This window comes from Streptomyces sp. NPDC055078, assembly GCF_053607985.1.
The window spans coordinates 1-17,348 of sequence record NZ_JBSGUP010000102.1; the positions used below are offsets into that span (position 1 = coordinate 1).

The 17,348-nt window shown below is 69.3% G+C and carries 13 protein-coding genes and 1 pseudogene; 9 read left to right on the forward strand and 5 right to left on the reverse strand.

Annotated elements, in window-relative coordinates:
• Window positions 1-84 precede the first annotated feature (84 nt).
• Window positions 85-660: a TerD family protein gene (locus ACWF94_RS11910; RefSeq protein WP_453487208.1), complete on the reverse strand. Its 576-nt coding sequence runs from the start codon at window positions 658-660 to the stop codon at window positions 85-87.
• Between the two features lie 156 nt (window positions 661-816).
• Here ACWF94_RS11910 and ACWF94_RS11915 point away from each other — a divergent pair.
• The 9 genes and pseudogenes from ACWF94_RS11915 to ACWF94_RS11955 form a co-directional block, all read left to right on the forward strand.
• Window positions 817-1,155: pseudogene (locus tag ACWF94_RS11915) on the forward strand (ArsR/SmtB family transcription factor); the annotation flags it as partial.
• Between the two features lie 265 nt (window positions 1,156-1,420).
• Window positions 1,421-2,053, forward strand: coding sequence for an SRPBCC family protein (locus tag ACWF94_RS11920; RefSeq protein WP_453487209.1), 633 nt, complete (start codon window positions 1,421-1,423; stop codon window positions 2,051-2,053).
• A 133-nt stretch (window positions 2,054-2,186) separates the two neighbouring features.
• On the forward strand, window positions 2,187-3,377 hold the full coding sequence (locus ACWF94_RS11925) for a sensor histidine kinase (protein ID WP_453487210.1): 1,191 nt from the start codon (window positions 2,187-2,189) through the stop codon (window positions 3,375-3,377).
• Window positions 3,378-3,495: 118 nt separating this feature from the next.
• Window positions 3,496-4,161, forward strand: coding sequence for a response regulator (locus ACWF94_RS11930; protein ID WP_453487211.1), 666 nt, complete (start codon window positions 3,496-3,498; stop codon window positions 4,159-4,161).
• 249 nt (window positions 4,162-4,410) lie between these two features.
• Complete coding sequence (locus tag ACWF94_RS11935; protein ID WP_453487212.1) at window positions 4,411-5,556, forward strand: ATP-binding cassette domain-containing protein; 1,146 nt, start codon at window positions 4,411-4,413, stop codon at window positions 5,554-5,556.
• A complete protein-coding gene (locus ACWF94_RS11940) occupies window positions 5,553-6,323 on the forward strand; it encodes an ABC transporter permease subunit (RefSeq protein ID WP_453487213.1) in 771 nt (256 codons plus the stop codon). Before ACWF94_RS11935 ends, ACWF94_RS11940 begins: the two co-directional genes overlap by 4 nt.
• Window positions 6,324-6,513: 190 nt before the next feature.
• Window positions 6,514-9,603 carry an ATP-binding domain-containing protein gene (locus ACWF94_RS11945; protein WP_453487214.1) on the forward strand — a complete coding sequence of 1,030 codons (3,090 nt, stop codon included), beginning with the start codon at window positions 6,514-6,516 and terminating at the stop codon, window positions 9,601-9,603.
• A gap of 176 nt (window positions 9,604-9,779) precedes the next feature.
• On the forward strand, window positions 9,780-11,423 hold the full coding sequence (locus ACWF94_RS11950; protein WP_453487215.1) for a restriction endonuclease fold toxin-2 domain-containing protein: 1,644 nt from the start codon (window positions 9,780-9,782) through the stop codon (window positions 11,421-11,423).
• Window positions 11,424-11,442: 19 nt separating this feature from the next.
• Complete coding sequence (locus ACWF94_RS11955; protein WP_453487216.1) at window positions 11,443-11,898, forward strand: hypothetical protein; 456 nt, start codon at window positions 11,443-11,445, stop codon at window positions 11,896-11,898.
• 177 nt (window positions 11,899-12,075) lie between these two features.
• On the opposite strand, the gene ACWF94_RS11960 is transcribed toward ACWF94_RS11955, so the two are convergent.
• From ACWF94_RS11960 to ACWF94_RS11975, 4 genes are all read right to left on the reverse strand, one after another.
• Entirely contained in the window at window positions 12,076-13,188 is a 1,113-nt protein-coding gene (locus tag ACWF94_RS11960; RefSeq protein ID WP_453487217.1) for an SPFH domain-containing protein, read from the reverse strand.
• A 29-nt stretch (window positions 13,189-13,217) separates the two neighbouring features.
• Entirely contained in the window at window positions 13,218-13,655 is a 438-nt protein-coding gene (locus ACWF94_RS11965) for an NfeD family protein (protein ID WP_453487218.1), read from the reverse strand.
• A 544-nt stretch (window positions 13,656-14,199) separates the two neighbouring features.
• A complete protein-coding gene (locus ACWF94_RS11970) occupies window positions 14,200-16,143 on the reverse strand; it encodes a hypothetical protein (RefSeq protein WP_453487219.1) in 1,944 nt (647 codons plus the stop codon).
• 118 nt (window positions 16,144-16,261) lie between these two features.
• Window positions 16,262-17,348, reverse strand: a 1,087-nt coding sequence (locus ACWF94_RS11975) for an N-6 DNA methylase (protein WP_453487220.1), incomplete at its 5' end; no start/stop codon positions are given.

The following is a 17,348-nucleotide window of genomic DNA, read 5'->3' on the forward strand; positions in this document are numbered from 1 at the left end:
GGTCAGGCCCTCGGACCATGCGTCCTGTGCGTCACGCACGAGGCGTCATCGCGGACCGGCTCAATGGCCGGCTCAGATGCCGACTCAGATGTTGACGCCGAAGTCCTGCGCGATGCCGCGCAGACCCGAGGCGTAGCCCTGGCCGACGGCGCGGAACTTCCACTCCGCGCCATTGCGGTACAGCTCGCCGAAGACCATCGCGGTCTCCGTCGAGGCGTCCTCACTCAGGTCGTAGCGCGCCAGCTCGGCACCGCCGGCCTGGTTGACCACGCGGATGAACGCGTTGCGCACCTGGCCGAAGGACTGCTGACGGCTCTCGCCCTCGTGGATCGAGACCGGGAACACGATCTTGTCGACCTCGGCGGGCACGCCCGCCAGGTTCACCTTGATCTGCTCGTCGTCGCCTTCGCCCTCACCGGTGAGGTTGTCACCGGTGTGCTCGACGGAGCTGTCCGGGCTCTTGAGGTTGTTGAAGAAGACGAAGTGCTGGTCGGAGAGCACCTTGCCGTTCGTGTCCACCAGCAGGGCGCTGGCGTCCAGGTCGAAGTCGGTCCCGGTGGTGCTGCGTACGTCCCAGCCCAGGCCCACGACAACCGCAGTCAGGCCCGGGGCCTCCTTGCTGAGCGAGACATTGCCGCCCTTGGACAGGCTGACACCCATGGAAATCCCCTGCGCAATCCGGCGCGGGCCGCGCCTAGCTTGACGTTTGCTGTGCCCAACCGGGCCAACGAGCGGCCCCCCGCCCCGGTTCCCGAGACCAGGGAAAGGAATGCTTAAGTTTTGACTTATATAAGCGCGAGGCGTACATTGCAGGTCGTGCACGCATTCGATGTTCTGGGCGATCCGGTACGGCGCCGGATATTGGAGCTGCTCGCCGAGGGCGAGCAGCCCTCGGGCGCGGTCAGCGCGGTGATCCGGAAGGAGTTCGGGATCTCGCAGCCGGCCGTCTCGCAGCATCTGCGGGTGCTGCGGGAGGCGGGATTCGCCTCCGTACGCGCCCAGGGCACCCGCCGGCTCTACACCGTCGACGCCGCGCCCCTGCGCGAGGTCGACCAGTGGCTGGACCGGTTCCGGGGCTTCTGGGAACAGCGCCTGGACGCACTCGGCACCGAGCTGGCACGCGGCAGACGCGAACGCCGCGTACGCGACGAGGTGCGCGTCCCTGAGGAGGCGCGTGTACGTGACGAGGCACGCGTCCGCGATGAGGCACGCGTCCGCGATGAGGCGCGCGTCCGCGATGAGGCGCGCGTCCGTGAGGAGGCGCGTGTACGTGACGAGGCGCGCGTCCGCGATGAGGCGCGCGTCCGCGATGAGGCACGCGTCCGCGATGAGGCGGAGCCGCCACAGGCCGTGCACCACCCGCACGCCGTGCGCGATGGGCACGGCGTACCCGACCCGGCAGAACGCCAGAGGAGCAGTGATGAGCGACTTCGTCGACCAGATCAATGACACCCACCGCGAGGTCGGCACCCGCCCCGTGGCGGGCGAAGAGGCCCGCACCATCGTGCTGCGGCGCACCTATGACGCCCCGGTGGGCGACGTCTGGGAAGCCTGTACCGACCCCGAGCGGATCGCCCGCTGGTTTCTGCCGGTCAGCGGCGACCTCCGGCTTGGGGGCGACTACCAACTGGAGGGCAACGCGGGCGGCGAGATCCTGGCCTGTGAACCCCCGAAGCTGCTCCGGGTGAGCTGGCTGTTCGGCGAGAACCCCGGCTTCAGCGAGGTCGCGGTGCGCCTCACTCCCGAGGGCGAGGGCCGGACCGTGTTCGAGCTGGAGCATGTCTCGGTCTTCCCGCCGGAGATGTGGGACCAGTTCGGCCCCGGCGCGGTCGGCGTGGGCTGGGATCTGCCGGTGCTGGGGCTCGGGCTGCATCTGCGGGGCGGTGCGATCGACGACCCGGAGGCGTGGCAGATGTCGGACGAGGCGCGCGAGGTCATGACCCGCAGCAGTGAACTGTGGGGAGCCGCGTACCGGGCGTCCGGCGCGTCGGCGAAGACGGTGGAGGCGGCGGTGCGCGGGACGACGGCGTTCTACGTGCCGCCGGCGCCGTAGCCGCTGCCTGCCTGCCGTCGCGCTCGCCCGCTCGTACGCACCCGCGTCCGCGTCGCGGCGTCCCTGAGGGCTTCCACCGGACTACTCCCGTTGTCGTATGCCGCCCCCGCAACCGTCTCCTACCGTGGGTCCCGTGCCCTCATCCGCCCGGCCGCGCCGTATCCCCCGGCCCCTGCCGCTGACGCTCGCGGACCTGGTCGTGGCCGTGATCGTCGCGCTGCTCACCGGGTCGGACGTCGCCGTCAACAATCCGGGGTACCGGCAGGCGGACGCGGTGACCTGGCTGCTGTACGCCGTGTCGATCGCCGCGCTGCTGTTCCGCAGCCGACGGCCGGTCGCGGTGGCGGTCGTCACGGGCGCCGCGTGCGCGGGCTGGGCGCTGTACGGACACATCGGTGAGCTGCTGAATCTGCCGGTGATGGCCGCGCTGTACGCGGTCGCGGTACGGGGCGGCCGGCGGCGGACCATCCGTACGGGCGTGATCGCCTCGCTCGCCTCGGGGGCGGTCTCGACGGCCGCGGGCATCGATGTGGTCCAGCCGAGGGGCGCCCCCATACTGGAGATGCTGTGGCCGCTCGTTCCGCTGCTGCTCGGTGAAGTGGTACGCGGGCAGCGGGAGCTGATGGCCGAGTACGCGGACCGGGCCGCCCGCGCCGAGGCGGAGAGGGAGCGCGAGGCGGGGCGCAAGGTGCAGGAGGAGCGGGTGCGGATCGCCCGGGAGCTGCACGATGTGGTCGCGCACACGGTCTCGGCGATGACCGTACAGGCCGGTCTCGCCCTCGACGCGCTGGACACCAGACCGGAGCTGGCCCGCGAGGCCATGCGCCAGGTGCGTACGTCCGGCAGGGACGCCGTGGGGGAGTTGCGCGCCACCGTGGGTGTACTGCGCGGCCACCGCGACGAGCGGGAACCGACCGCTCCGGCTCCCCGGCTGCGCCAGCTCGGCGAGTTGGCCGAGCGGGTCGAGGGCACGGGACTGCGCGTGTCCCTGCGTACGGACACCGGTGGCCGGGAACTGCCACAACTGGTGGAATTGGCCGCGTACCGCATCGTCCAGGAGGCGCTGACCAACGTGATCAAGCACGCGGATGCCGCCCGCCACGCGGCGGTCTCCGTAGCGCTGACCGGCGACCGCCTCGACATCGAGATCACCGACGACGGCCGCGTCCCCGTACCGTCCCCCGGGGCCGACGACGACGGTTACGGACTGATCGGCATGCGGGAGCGGGCCGCCGCCGTGGGCGGCAGCGTCGCGGCGGGCCCGGCACCGGGCGGCGGCTGGTGCGTACGGGCGGTGCTGCCGGTGGGCGGGGGAGCGGTGTGACCGGGGTGTGGTGTGTGGCGGTTGTTCATGGGGTGACCTCGGTGCGATGTGTGCAGGTTGTTCATGTGGTGACCGGGGCGCGGTCTGCGGAGGCCCGGACCATCGACGGGGGAGCGACATGATCAGGGTGCTGCTCGCGGACGACCAGACGGTGGTACGGGCGGGTTTCCGCGCCCTTCTCGACCTCACCGACGATCTGGTGGTGGTCGCCGAGGCGGCCGACGGCCTCGACGCGGTCGGCCTCACCCGTACGACCCGGCCCGATGTCGTCCTGATGGACATCCGGATGCCGGGGACCGACGGACTCCAGGCCACCCGGCGGATCGTCGCCGACCGGGCACTGGACGCCGTCCGGGTCCTGGTTCTGACGACCTTCGACGCCGATGAGTACGTCTTCGAGGCCCTGCGCGCCGGGGCCGCCGGCTTCCTCCTCAAGGACACCGAACCGGACGATCTGCGCGCCGCGATCCGTACGGTCGCCGCCGGACAGAGCCTGCTCGCGCCCGCCGTCACCCGCCGGGTCATCGAGGAGTTCGCCCGCCTCAAGGGCCCGGAGGCCGAGGCGGCCGAACGGCTCGAAGCGCTGACCGGCCGGGAGCGGGAAGTCCTGGCCCTGGTCGGGCGCGGACTGTCCAACGACGAGATCGGCACCCGGCTGTTCATGAGCCCGCTCACGGCGAAGACGCACGTCAGCAGGGCGATGACCAAGGTGGGCGCGCGGGACAGGGCACAGTTGGTGGTTCTCGCGTACGAGACGGGTCTGGTGCGCGCGGGGGAGCGCTGACCGCTCCCGTACGCCCTGGTCCGCCGCCGACTGCTCCCGTACGCCCTGGTCCGCGCCCGGCGCCCGTGTATGCCGTCGTAGGCGCCTGTACGCATCCGCACGCACCGGAACCGCATCCGCACACCCCAGCACACATCCGTACGCCCCCTCGCGCCCTGCCCCCACGTACTCCCACGTACTCCCACCGGAGTAGCAGCCGACTCCCGTGGGCAGATGTCCGGGCAGGCCCGCCTCCCTAGCGTCGACGGCATGATCGAAGCACGCGAACTGACCAAGCGATACGGGGACAACACCGCCGTCGACCGGCTGTCCTTCACCGTCCGGCCCGGCTTGGTGACCGGCTTCCTCGGCCCCAACGGCGCCGGCAAATCCACCACCATGCGCATGATCCTCGGCCTGGACACCCCCACGGCGGGCACGGTCACCGTGGGCGGCAGGCGCTACGACCGCCTCCCCGCCCCTCTGCGGGCGGCCGGATCGCTCCTCGACGCCAAGGCCGTGCACGGCGGGCGGACCGTCCGGCACCATCTGCTGGGACTGGCCCGCTCGAACGCCATCGGCCGCAGCCGGGTCGACGAGGTACTGGAGATGACCGGCATCGCCCAGGTCGCCGACCGGCGTGCCAAGGGGCTGTCCCTGGGCATGGGCCAGCGGCTGGGCATCGCGACGGCGCTGCTCGGCGACCCGGCGGTGCTGGTCCTGGACGAACCGGTCAACGGCCTGGACACCGAAGGCATCCGCTGGATCCGCGAACTGCTCAAGTCCCGTGCCGAGCAGGGCCATACCGTCTTCCTCTCCAGCCATCTGATGAGCGAGATGGAACTGACCGCCGACCATCTGATCGTCATCGGCCGCGGCCGGCTCCTCGCGGACACCGATATGCGGGACTTCATCGAGACCAACTCCCAGGGCAGCACCCTGGTGCGAACCCCCGACGCGGAGCGGCTCCGGATGCGTGCCCTGTTGCAGGACGCGGGAGCCTCCGTACGGCTCGACGCCCGCGGCGGCTGGCGGGTCACCGGCCTGCGCCCGGCGGATATCGGCGAAATCGCCCGCGTACACCGTCTCGCCGTGCACGAACTGACCCCGGTCTTCTCCTCCTTGGAGGATGTCTATACGGATATGACCCGCTCCTCGGTCGAATACCGCGGGGGTACGAGTACGGATACGGATACGGATGCGGGTACGGATGCGGTGGCCGACGAGGGCTGGGCTCCCGGCGGCACCTCGGCCGGCGACCAGGGCGGGGGCCCCGGCCCCGTACCCGACGACCAAGGCAGTGCCCCCGGTGACACAGCCGCCGCCCGATCCGGAGCCCCCGCCTCCGACACCGGGACCGCCACCGCCCCCGACACCGCGACCGCCACCGACCCGGCGAAGGAGCAGGTCAAGTGAACCCGACGCGTACGTACCCGACCGTGCCCGGATTCCGGCACGCGCTCGCCTTCGAGTGGACGAAGTTCACCAGCCTGCGGTCCACGGTGTGGACCAGCACCGCGATGGGTGCCCTGACCGTCCTCGGCGCGGTCTTCGTGGCTCTCAGCGGCAGCCTCCGGCCCGATGACACCGTCCTCGGCGGCAGTCTCACCCTGGGCGTCCTCTCCCTGATGGTCGCGGGCGTCGTCGGTGCGCTGACCGTCTGCGGCGAGTACTCCAGCGGCACCGTCACCACCACCCTCGCCGCCGTCCCCCGCCGCGCCCGCGTCCTGACCGCGAAGGCCGCCCTTCTGGCCGTCCTTCTCTTCACCCTCTCCCTGATCTCCTGCACCGCCGCCTATCTGCTCGGCGACGCGATCCTCTCCGACCGATACGACCAGGGCGCCCCGATGCCCGCCCTCCTCGGCATCGCCGCCCTCTTCGCCGTCGTCGGCGCGCTCGGCCTCGCCATCGGCACGCTGCTGCGCCACTCCGCGGGCGCGGTCGTCGCGGTCGTCGCCCTCCTGCTGCTGCCGTCCCTCTTCGGCCCCCTCCTCGGCGACCTCCAGCCCTGGGTGTCCGGCGCCACCCCCACCGCCGCCCTCGAAAAACTCACCCAGACCTCGGACGCCACCCCGGCGACCGTCGGCACCCTCGGCGCCTGGCCCTCCCTCGCCCTGGTCGCCGGGTACACGCTGGTCCTGCTGGTGGTCGCGGGGTGGCGGCTGCGGGGGCGGGACGCCTGAGGGCCGACGCCCGAGCCCTGAGCGGGCCTCCTGGCCGACCTGATGTGTCTCTGTCCTTCGGAAGTCCACCTGGTTATCGGTCTGTTGAGTGATTGATCACCCTTTACCCGATGATTTCTGCTAGTCCTGTGACCCGGGGCGCGGGCATCGGCCCGCCGCAGCGCCGATGCGCTGTCTGGAGGGGATACACGTGAGCACGACATCGCGGGAAGCAATCGTCGCCGAGGAGCAGCAGGCCGTTGACCACGCCTACGACTGCTACGAGGCACGCCTCGCGGAGATGACCGAGCATTCACCCGCCACGGCGTCAGCGAGCGGCAAGGACGGCATCGCGGCCCGTAAGGAGGCCGAGGCCAAGGCCGAGGAGTACGGCGGCCTGGACGGGGAGGCCCTGGTCGTCAGCAGGGTCGATGTCCGGGAACCGGGAGAGGCGGAGTCGGAGACGTTCTACATCGGGCGGCGCAGCGTGTCCGATGTCAGGACCAGGGACCAGGTGGTGGTCCTCTGGACGGCCCCGGTGGCCCGGAAGTGGCACAACGCCCGCCCGGAATCACCCGGAGAGGTCCTGCTGCGACGGCAGTTGCGCTGCACGGAGCGCCTGGTCGAGGACTACCTCGATGAGATCACTCCGGCCCGCCCGGCGCTGCTCCCCGCCGGTGACATCCCCGCCGATCCCGCCGCCCTCGCTGATCCCGCCGCCCGCGCCGACCGCAGCGGCAGTGCTTCGGTACCTCGTACGGGGGACCGGACCGTAATCTCGCCTCGTACGGCTGCCGAGGACGCCCGGGACGCCGACGACGCCCGGGAACTCGACGACATGTCGCGGCCCATCGACATGCCGGACCCCGACGACGCGCCGGCCCGTACCGACGCGCCGGACCCCGCCGACTCCGCCGTCCCCACCCCGGAGCCCCCTGCCGCCGACCCCGAGTCCACCGCCACCGAGGACACCACCCCCGGCACCGAGGACACCACCCCCGGCGCCGTCCCGTCCCCCAGGGATGGCACCGGCCGGCGGCGGAGGAAGCCGCAACAGGTCGACGAGTTCCTGCTCCGCGAACTCCACCGCTCCCGCAGCGGGCGGATGCGGGACATCGTCGAGACGATCCGCCGGGACCAGATGGCGCTGGTCACCGACTCCCCGGCCGATGTGCTCGTCATCCAGGGCGGCCCGGGCACCGGAAAGTCCGCCGTCGGCCTCCACCGTGTGACATGGCTCGTCAACAACGACCACTTCCGCGCGCAGGACATCCTCGTGGTGGGGCCGCACCAGAGTTTCCTGGAGTACGTGGGGCGGGTGCTGCCCACTCTCGGCACCCGTAACGTCAACGCTGTTCAGCTCTCCCGCCTCTGGCAGGGCGACGTCCGGGGCACGGACTCCACGAAGACCCGGCTGATCAAGTCCGACGACCGGATGGCGACCGTCCTGCGCGGGCGCGTGGAGACCGAGTGCAGGCCGGAAGCGCTGGACTCCCTCACCACCGCTCCCTCGCACGACCAGGATGAGCCGTCCTTCGCCGTCGCCGTCGGCAGTACGTCGCTGAGGCTGCCGCGCTCGGAGGTACTGGGCCTTCTCCGCGAGGCCCGCGAAGGCAGTGGGGCCTACCGCACCCGACGGGACAGGTTCCGGACCCTGCTGGTCGACCGTCTGCTGAGCGCGCTGGTTCAACTGGCGCCGCGGCGCAGCCGCGACACCACGGTGCGCCGCGATCTGGAGCGCAACCGGCAGGTTGTGGCGCTGGTCGACCGGACCTGGCCGGCGCTGAGCCCGGAGGAAGCGCTCCGGAGCCTGCTCAACTCGCCCGAGAAGCTGAGGGAGTGCGCGGCGGGAGTGCTGGGCGACCGTGAACAGGCGGCCCTGCACCGGCCGAAGGCCGAGAGCGCCGCGGACGAGGCATGGACCCTGGACGACCTGGTGTGTCTGGAGGAGCTGCGCTTCCTGATCGCGGGCGAGACCCCGCAGCGGTATCGGCACATCGTCGTCGACGAGGCCCAGGACCTGACGCCGATGCAGGCGAGATCCCTGCGCAGGCGCTGTCCGACCGGCTCGATGACCGTACTCGGCGATCTGGCACAGGCCACGGGGCCGCACACTTACGCCGCCTGGGGCCGCTTGGGCAGGCTCCTCTCCGGATCGGGCGACTGGCGGGTGGCGGAGCTGAACACCAGCTACCGGGTACCCGCCCAGATCATGGAGTTCGTGGCTCCCCTGGCCAGGGCCGTCGCGCCCGCGCTTCCGTATCCGATCGCGGTCCGGCGGTCCGCCGGGGAAGCGGTACGGCTCGTTCCGACGACGCCGGGGGAACTGCTGGACGCGACCATGGCCCGGGTGGGCCGACTTGTCGGTACGGAGGACGGCCGGACCCTGCGATCGGTCGCCGTCATCGTGCCCGACGACTCCCCCTGGCTCCAGGAGGTCCGTCAGCGGCTGGACCGTGCGGAGGGTATGACCCCGGAGCGGCGGGGAGCCGTCGCCGTACTGTCCGCGGCTCAGGCCAAGGGCATGGAGTTCGACCATGTCCTGGTCCTGGACCCGACCACCATCGCCGACCGGGGGCCCGCGGGCCCGCGCCTGCTGTACGTGGTACTGACCCGCAGCACCCAGACCCTGACCGTCCTCCACACCTCACCCCTGCCGGCGGCCCTCGTGGGCGACGACGAGGTGACCGGCACGCCCTCCACCGCTGCTGGGCCCTCCAGCGCCGAAACGCCCTCCCCGCCCGCTGCCGAGACAGCCGGAGAGCCCGGCGCCGCCCCGGATACAGAGCCCCAGGCACAGCCCGACCTCAAGGACACCGAGTTCATGAACGACACCGCGACCACCGCCCAGCGCACCGCCCCGAACCAGGCCCTGTTGCAGGAGCTGACCGTCGCATCCGAGGCCGACCGCCGCTGCAACACACATGAGGCGGTTCGGTACGAGCTGAAGGCGGCCCTGTTCAGGGCGGGGCTGCGGCCATCCGACTCGCCCGTGACCGACGTCAGCCTCGTCGGCCGCGCCGGCCTGTTCCTCTACGAAGTCCTCGGCTCCGGCCATACGACGTACGCAGCCGCCCGCACCGGAGCGACCCGGCTGCTGGAGATCAACCACACCCTGCCACGACCCGCCGACCGGCTCTACGTCGTCCTGCCCGAACCCCCTTCCGACGACTGGACGGCGGACACCGTCCACGCGGTGTTCGGAGTCCACGTCCTCTGGCGTACGCCCGACGGCTGGGCCGGGCAGGACCGCGCAACAGCACTCGGCGGCGGCAACGATCCGGCAGCGCCCACGCACTGACGCAACGCCAGGACAGGACAAGGCAGGGCAGGGCAGGACAGGACGGGGCAGGGCAGGGCAGGCGGGCCACATCACACCGTGAACTCCCTCGCACACGCGACCGACGGTGGGATAGAACGGCTGGGTGGCCGGGGAAGGCTGATGCTTGGAGAGCCGGTGAACGGGAGGGGACGCTCATGAGCGGCGGGCTGGCGCCTGATGTGAAACTGATCGCCGACGGCATGATCCGTAGCGCCATGGGACTGGCGACCGATGTCATGAGAGGCGCCCGCGACACCGCGATAGCGCTCTCCCATGAGCTGGACCGGCAGCACGGGATGGCCGGTGACGACGACGCGGGGCGGGACTTCGCGAAGGTGTACAAGTCCGCGGCGGCGGCCACGCTCGATCAGATGGGTTTCAGCTCGTACGTACTGGGTGAGTCCGGCCGGGGCTTGATGCGCAACGCGCGTGAGTTCATGGCGCAGGAGAGCCGCATCGTCGCGTCCCTCCTCGGCAAACAGGTCGACCTGACGGCCGGCATGGGCGACCCGGGTGAGGACTGCCCGGAGAACTACCTGGGACTGGGCCGGGAACTGCCCGAAGTGGTGGGCGATACGGCGTGGTACGACCAGTACGCTCCCGGTGGCGGGAGCGATCGTTTCCGGGGCTCGCCGGAGAAGCTGCGAGACGTGGCCGGCTCATGGCGGCATGCCGGGACGCTGATGCGGCGCTTCCTCGAAGACGCTCAGACGTACGCGTCGACAGCGGACAAGGCCCACTCGGGTGAGGCGGCGGACTCCTTCCGGACGTACTTCAAGAACTGTGTGGGGACCGTATGCCCTTCGGACCGGGCCCAGCAGGACGAGCCGCTCGTGGTGAACCTGGTGGCGGCCTGCGGCCAGCTGGCCAAGGCGTGCGACCGGTACGCGGACCACGTGGAAGCCGCCACGAAGAAGATCTCTCAGCACAGGATGGATCTGTTCGCGATCGACATGCCCTGGGACCAGCCGATGTTCGGCGGGAACGGATACGACGGCGGTCTGCACAGCGCTGTCCTTGAGGACCCGTGGATCCACCGGCTCGGCGACGTCGCCCACGCGCTGAACGCGTCGGAAGCCCGCGTAAAGCTTCCTCAGGGTGCGGACGACCCGCGCGGCCCCGCGATGCCCTTCCTCCCTCCGCTGATCCGCGTACCCGTCCCGGTGCCGTTCACGCTCGCGTCGTACCGAGGGCAGGCACCAGCCCTCCTGCCCCTGGTCAATCCCGTCGATCCGGGCATCCCCGTCGCGGACCCCATTCCACCGGCACCGGGCACGACGCGCCTGCTCACCGCGGCCGAACAGCAACAGTTCCGTACCTGGATGAACTCCCTCAACCGGGGCGGGCTGGCGGGCGGTGGCGGTCCACATGATCCGGACAACGCGTACCAACTCCGTATCGCCGGGTATCCCGAGCGGGAGGTGCCCCTCGCAGGGAAGAAGAGAGGGCTGATGGTGGACGGCATCCGCCCGGTCGACGGACACCTCATCGAGGCGAAGCATGTGCGGGACCCGGACTGCAAGAAGAAGAGCTTCCGCTCTCTCGACCGCGTCGATGACGCGCTCACCAAGCCCGTCAAACTGAACAGCAGGGGAGAGATCGCCTGGGACCCCGTCGTCGACGCCATGTACGGCGGCGACGAGAAGGAACTCGTTCGCTACAAACAGGCCATGGCCAATCCCGCGAACAGCGAGATCCGGGGCCTGGAGATCGTGACGAACGGACGGGGCAACGCCGCCTACTGGCAGTCCATGATGGCCATGACGGGCACGCCCGGCTCGACGCGATACGTACCCTGAGACCGAGGACTTTTAGACAGTGACCGCTGCACGGAACCTCCGGACCAACTTCGCCTTCTACCCACCCGAGGAGGACGGCGGAGCCTGGCATGCCACCCTTGAGTCCCTGGAGAGGGCCTTGCGGCAGGCTTTTCCCGAACCCACCGTGGAATACCGGAAATCCGGAATCCACCACATGACCGTCCTCGATTTCGAGGTCGAGCTGGCCCCGGACGTATGGGTGGACGGAACGGCGGCGATGCCCCGGCCCGACTACGCCTACATCACCCTCACCGATGTATCCGCCGACCAAGCCGCCGTCTTCGCCGTATGGCTTCGGGACTCCTTCGCCCCCGCACCACACCTCGTACGCTTCGCCAGCAGTCTCGCCATGGCCAATGGCGAGGACACCCCGTCGCCCTTGCCGGCCTCAGGCGGCACCGAAGAGATCAGGACCCTGCTGCGCGATCACCTCGACACCATCGGCACGCCCTAGCTGTTCGCCCGGGTCATGCCACGACGCTCACGATCCGCCGTGCGCCTCGCCGCGGCCATGGGCCCAGCCCTCTACCGCAAGGGCCACGGACAGCCAGGGGCCAGAGCCAAGGGCCGCGGACAGCCAAGGGACAACCAAGGCCAGGTGAGAGGGGCAGCCGAGGGCGGCCAGGGCGGCTCAATCGTCGGACGCCTGCTCCCGGGGTGGCACCGGGGACTGGGACGACGTCGCGGCTCTGGCCTCCGCCTTGGCGTCTTTCACGGCGGCGGCGGCCTGCTTCTCGGCCTCGTCGGTAGCCCTGGCGACGTCGATCGAGACCGTCGGGCCCGCGCTGAGCGCCGCGGGCCGGTCGTCGTCCGCGATGTCGGCGTCGGCGGTGGCTGCTTCCTCCGGTTGCGCGGGTCCGGGAGAACCCGCCTTGGACTGGTCACCGAACGCGGTGGTGACGGTCCGAACCGCCTCGGTCAGCTCTCCCGGGATCACCCAGAACGTGTTGTTGTCGCTGCTCGCCAAGTGCGGGAGCGTCTCAAGGTACTTGTAGGCCAGGACCTTCGGGTCGGCGTTGTTGCGATGGACGGCCTGGAACACCAGCTCCACCGATTTCGCCTCGCCGTCCGCTCGCAGGATCATGGCCTGCTGCGTGCCCTGTGCCTCCAGGATGTCCTTCTGCTTCGTGCCTTCCGCGGTGAGGATCTTGGCTTGCCGCTCCCCTTCGGCGTGCAGGATGGCCGCGCGCTTGTCGCGCTCGGCCCGCATCTGCTTCTCCATCGCTTCCTTGATGGTGTGCGGGGGATCGATGGCCTTGATCTCGACGCGGTTGACCCGGATGCCCCACTTGCCGGTGGCGTCGTCGAGTACGGCGCGGAGCCGGGCGTTGATCTCCTCACGCGAGGTGAGGGTGCCCTCCAGGTCCAAACTGCCGATGACGTTCCGCAGCGTGGTCACGGTGAGCTGATCGATCGCCTGGAGATAGTCGGCGACCTCGTAGGCCGCCGCCCGAGGGTCGGTGACCTGGTAGTAGAGCACGGTGTCGATATTCACCACGAGGTTGTCCTCGGTGATCACCGGCTTGGGGTCGGACGAATAGACCTGCTCGCGCACGTCGAGTTTGGAGTTGATACGGTCCGCCACCGGCAGGACGAGATTCAGGCCGGGTTGCAACGTCCGGCGATACCGCCCGAACCGCTCGATGTTGTAGCGGCGTGCCTGCGGGACGATCCGCACCGAGGAAGACACAAGGAATACGACAACGATGGCCGCCACAAGAAGGGTGATGACAACTGGATCCACAGCGCCTCCAAAGGTGGGTGTTCAGACGTTCATGGAAGGAGCGCGAGGGGATAGACGATGGCTGTCGCGCCCTGGATCTCCATGACATCCACCTGCGCTCCCACCGGGATCACCAGGGTCTCGTCGAGCGCGCGGGCGGACCACTCCTCGCCGGAGAGTTTGATCAGGCCGCGGTTCGCGGTGACCTCCTGTATGACCTCGGCCCGCTTGCCGATCAGCGCGTCACTGCCTTCGCGTGTGATGGGCTGCTGTGACATATGCCGCAGCGCGACAGGACGGACGATGAGGAAACCCGCTGCCGCCGCCGCGGCGAGGGCCACGAGCTGACCAAGAAGGCCGATGCCCACACCGGCGACAACGGCGGCGACCAGCGCGGCCCCCGCCAGCAGCCCGAAGACCAGTGTCAAGGTGAGGAACTCCGCGACGCCCAGCGCCGCCGCGGCGAGCAGCCATACGAACCACGGCATCGGATTGCCCTCCTTTGGGGACCTTCATCACCAAGCTACCCCCGGAACGCCGGGGCACACCGACGCGGCGGTTGTGGTTCTGGCCGGTCAATGGGCTGCCTGAGCAATGTGATACCCGTGGGTAGCAGGGCAGTCACAGTGGGCGAGGATGGTCGGGTCGTGGCCGGTTCGGGCTGTTCACCCGTCGGCGCCCCCCGGTACCGGAGCGCCGGCGGAGACCTTCGCCCGGCGGGGCGCGCGAGAGCAGCCGGGCCTGATCCTCAGTGAGGATCAGGCCCCTGACCTGCTGTCTCAGTCGTCGGGGTGGCGGGATCTGAACCCACGACCTCTTCGTCCCGAATGAGGATCGATCAGGATCGCTACCGGGCCGGATGAGAATCTTCCCTGGTCAGGGGGTCGGGGTTGAGTGGTCTCGCGTGGCCTGGGCGGGTTTTTGGTGGAAGATCATCTCCCAGATTTCTCCCAGGCGGCGGCACGGCGGTGTGGTGGCGGAGGCTGCGCGCTGCATTGCGTGAGCAAGTTTGCACGACATAGGTCGACCGGCCTATTTGGCGCTCGGCGGCTTCGGCCACGCTGTGCCCTGTACAGAGGCATCGAGGACGTCACCGAGCCGAAGCCAGGCAGTGGGGCCGGCGTATGAGGCCGGACTGCTGGCGAAGCGGGACCACGCTTCGTCGTTGTCGCCGAGCGCGGACAGCACGACCGCGGCGACGGCCTTGTGGGCACTTCTGTACCGGTCACCCCCGACCGTGAGGACCGTCCATGCGGGAAGGGCGCGTATGAGTTCCGGTGTGCAGTCCTGCAACGCCAGCACCTGCCGGGCCCATGTCTCCCGGAGATGGGGCCCTCCGCCAAGATGTCTGCGCAGGTTTGTGGTGATCCGAGGTAGCGCCGCCTCCGGTGCGGAGTGTCGTGCCAAGACGTCCGAGAAGGAGAGCTTCGGCCGGTACGCGTGCGAGGCGAAGGAGAGCATGGCCTTCTCGACAAGGGTGTCATTGCCTGCGTGGCGGTCCAGGTAATCGAGCAACACTTCTTCGGAAGCGCGGCTCAAGTCGGCCACGGTGACCTGCTCGGGGTCCCCGAGTGCCGACCTGCGTGCTGCCGTGGCGGGATCGCCCAGTATCCGTTCGATGGCGGCGCGTATCTCGGTGAGCTGTTCATCGTCACGTTGCTTGGCGAAGTCGTGGTGCTCCCACCGGCTGCGGGAGCGCGGACGGATGTGGCGAACCACTGCACGTGCTTGATCTTTGACCTCCTCTGATACGTGCGGAAGGTGCAGCAGCATGGCGTGCACCCAGCGCAGGTCCCGAGGGGTGGGGCGGCTCGGCTCCGACTCGGGCTCCCATAGCCACAGGGCTTTGACCGCTGTGGCCGCGAAGCGTTGGCCGAGCGAGGCGAGCAACTCGTCCGACGCGAGCCAGGTATGCGGTTCGCCGTAACGAGGCTTCGCTTCAGAAGGGGCCAGGATGTACCGCCAGGTGCCGTCCGCTGCGGCTTCAACCCAGGAGACAGCGGCACGCAGACCGTGGTCCAGATCATCGGTGAAGCCGTCGAAGACGCTTTCGACGCGTTGACGGTTCTTGGATCCCAGCGCGTCGAATTCGTCGGCGAGACGGGAGCGCACCTCCTGCTCGGCCACGCCGTCCCTCACCAGCCGGCTCATCCCCGTGATCAACTTGCTGGTGGCAAATCCCGTCAGGTCATCGTCGGCGATCTCCTCCAGCAGGGAAGGCTCGACGTCCCACGGAACGGTGCCGAGTAGATGCCTCCGGACGATGTGGCCGGTGATGCCGTCTTCGGCCCACTGGACCAGTTGCCGGTGGCGACGCGTGTGACGCGTTACCAGGTGCTCCCACATGGTCTCCCAAGCGCCTCTGGCAGCCATATACGCGTCGAACCACGCCGTAACGCCGTCCGCTTCGGACCGGCCGACCTGGCTGGGACGCGGACGCTCCGGGAGCAGGTCCAATGCGGCGAAGAACACGGCATCGTGCAACTCGGCCTCACGAAGGATCAGTTGTGCGGCAGTAGGCTCCGCCAGGAGCTCCGGCGTCATGGGCTGCCCGTGAGGCCCACGACCCCGGAGCTCGGCCACGATCGCCTGAGCAAGCGCCTCGCCACATCGTTCGCGGCCGAGGACGCCGAGCTGCGGCACGGAGCAGCGCCTCAGCGTTTCCTCGCGGAGCGCGTTCGTGCAGGAGGGTTGGGCGAGCGCCGCAGCAGCCAGACGCATTGAAGGGCCCAGGTACGACGGGCTCTCTTTCTGCAAGTCGCTGTCCACAGCGGTCTGGAGCATCCACTCGGGAGCCGAGTCGCTGAGGGCACCAAGCAGCAGCGCCAGCAGGAGGTCGTCGCGGTCGTTGCCTGCAGGCAACTCCCGCGCCCTTTCTGCCGCCATGCGGATGGGAGGAGAGTCCGGGGCGGCCTCCGCGGCGATCACATGCAGGAATGCGATGGGGAGCCCGGAACGCGCCTCGTCACTGGTCATGGAATCCCCCGGGTCGGTGTGGTTGGACTCCTCATGCTGGACTATGCCACTGACAGTTCATGGTCCCAGCTTGGAAAGCCCTCGATGCTCGAGTGCTGATCTATGAAGTCGGCAGGGTTCACTTCAGTGTGCCACTGCGGATCTTCTGCGTTAGCGCGAGCTGCTCTCGCAACAGTCGCTCGTGTTCGTCCAGCCGCGTCATCGCGTCGGCGATGACCTGCTGTGTCCCGAGATCAGGCAGTGCGACCGGCAACTCCCCCAATACGTTGAGAGAGATGGTCTTCATGGTCATACTCCCCGTGGAGTGAGCTTCAAGCCACTCGCGTGCTTCCGGACTGCGGAGAAACGCCGCGAAATAGTCGGCGTCGAGCTCGGCGGGAGGACGAAGTATGAAGCAGCCGGTTCCGCAGACCCAGCCGTGCTGCTCCTCATGGACGACAGCACATCGCCCCAGCTCTCCACGGCGTGCCAGCACCACGTCACCACGGCGGAGGCGAAAGCGATCCAGCCCTTCCGCGTGCTGTTCGGTGATAGATCGGATGTTCGCCTCACTGAAGCCGTTGCCAGTGAGGTCCTTGGGCATCACGACGGGCACACCTGCGGCCACGTAGTCCTCGGCACGGATGAGGCTTCCCGAAGGACCGGCGAGGAGCAGACCCGGCATTGAGTCCTCGAACAGGTCCGTTGTGGCGCCACTCACGATGTCCCGGAGCGGCACTCGCGGATGTTCGATCCCGCTGCGGGCCAACCGCTGACACGTGGTGAAGCTCTTCCGGACGCCGACGCTTGATTCGGATGTGGCCAAGCCACGCCGATCCAACTCATCGAGCGTGCGGCTCATGTCCAGTGCCGTCGCCGGTTGCTCCCGTTCGGCGTAGACGTACAGCCGAGGGTCGAGGCTGCCGTCGCGCATAAGGATTTCTTCGTGGGTGACCGAACGGGAAAATCCTGGTTCATGAGCCGTTGCTTGAGGGGACCGCTGCCAGGTGTGAAGCTGACTGCTGATGAGCCCCACCTCTTCTGCGGTCAAGGTGCGCGGTCGCCGAGGCATCTGCGTGCCGAGACGGCTGGCATCGATGAAGAGGACGTCATTCGCATGGCCGATTGGCAGGCGGCGGGACTTGTCGCGGGCGAGCATCCAGATGTGCACCGGGATGGACGTGTGGGGAGCAAAGAGATTCGGCGGTAGCGCGATGATGCCCAGG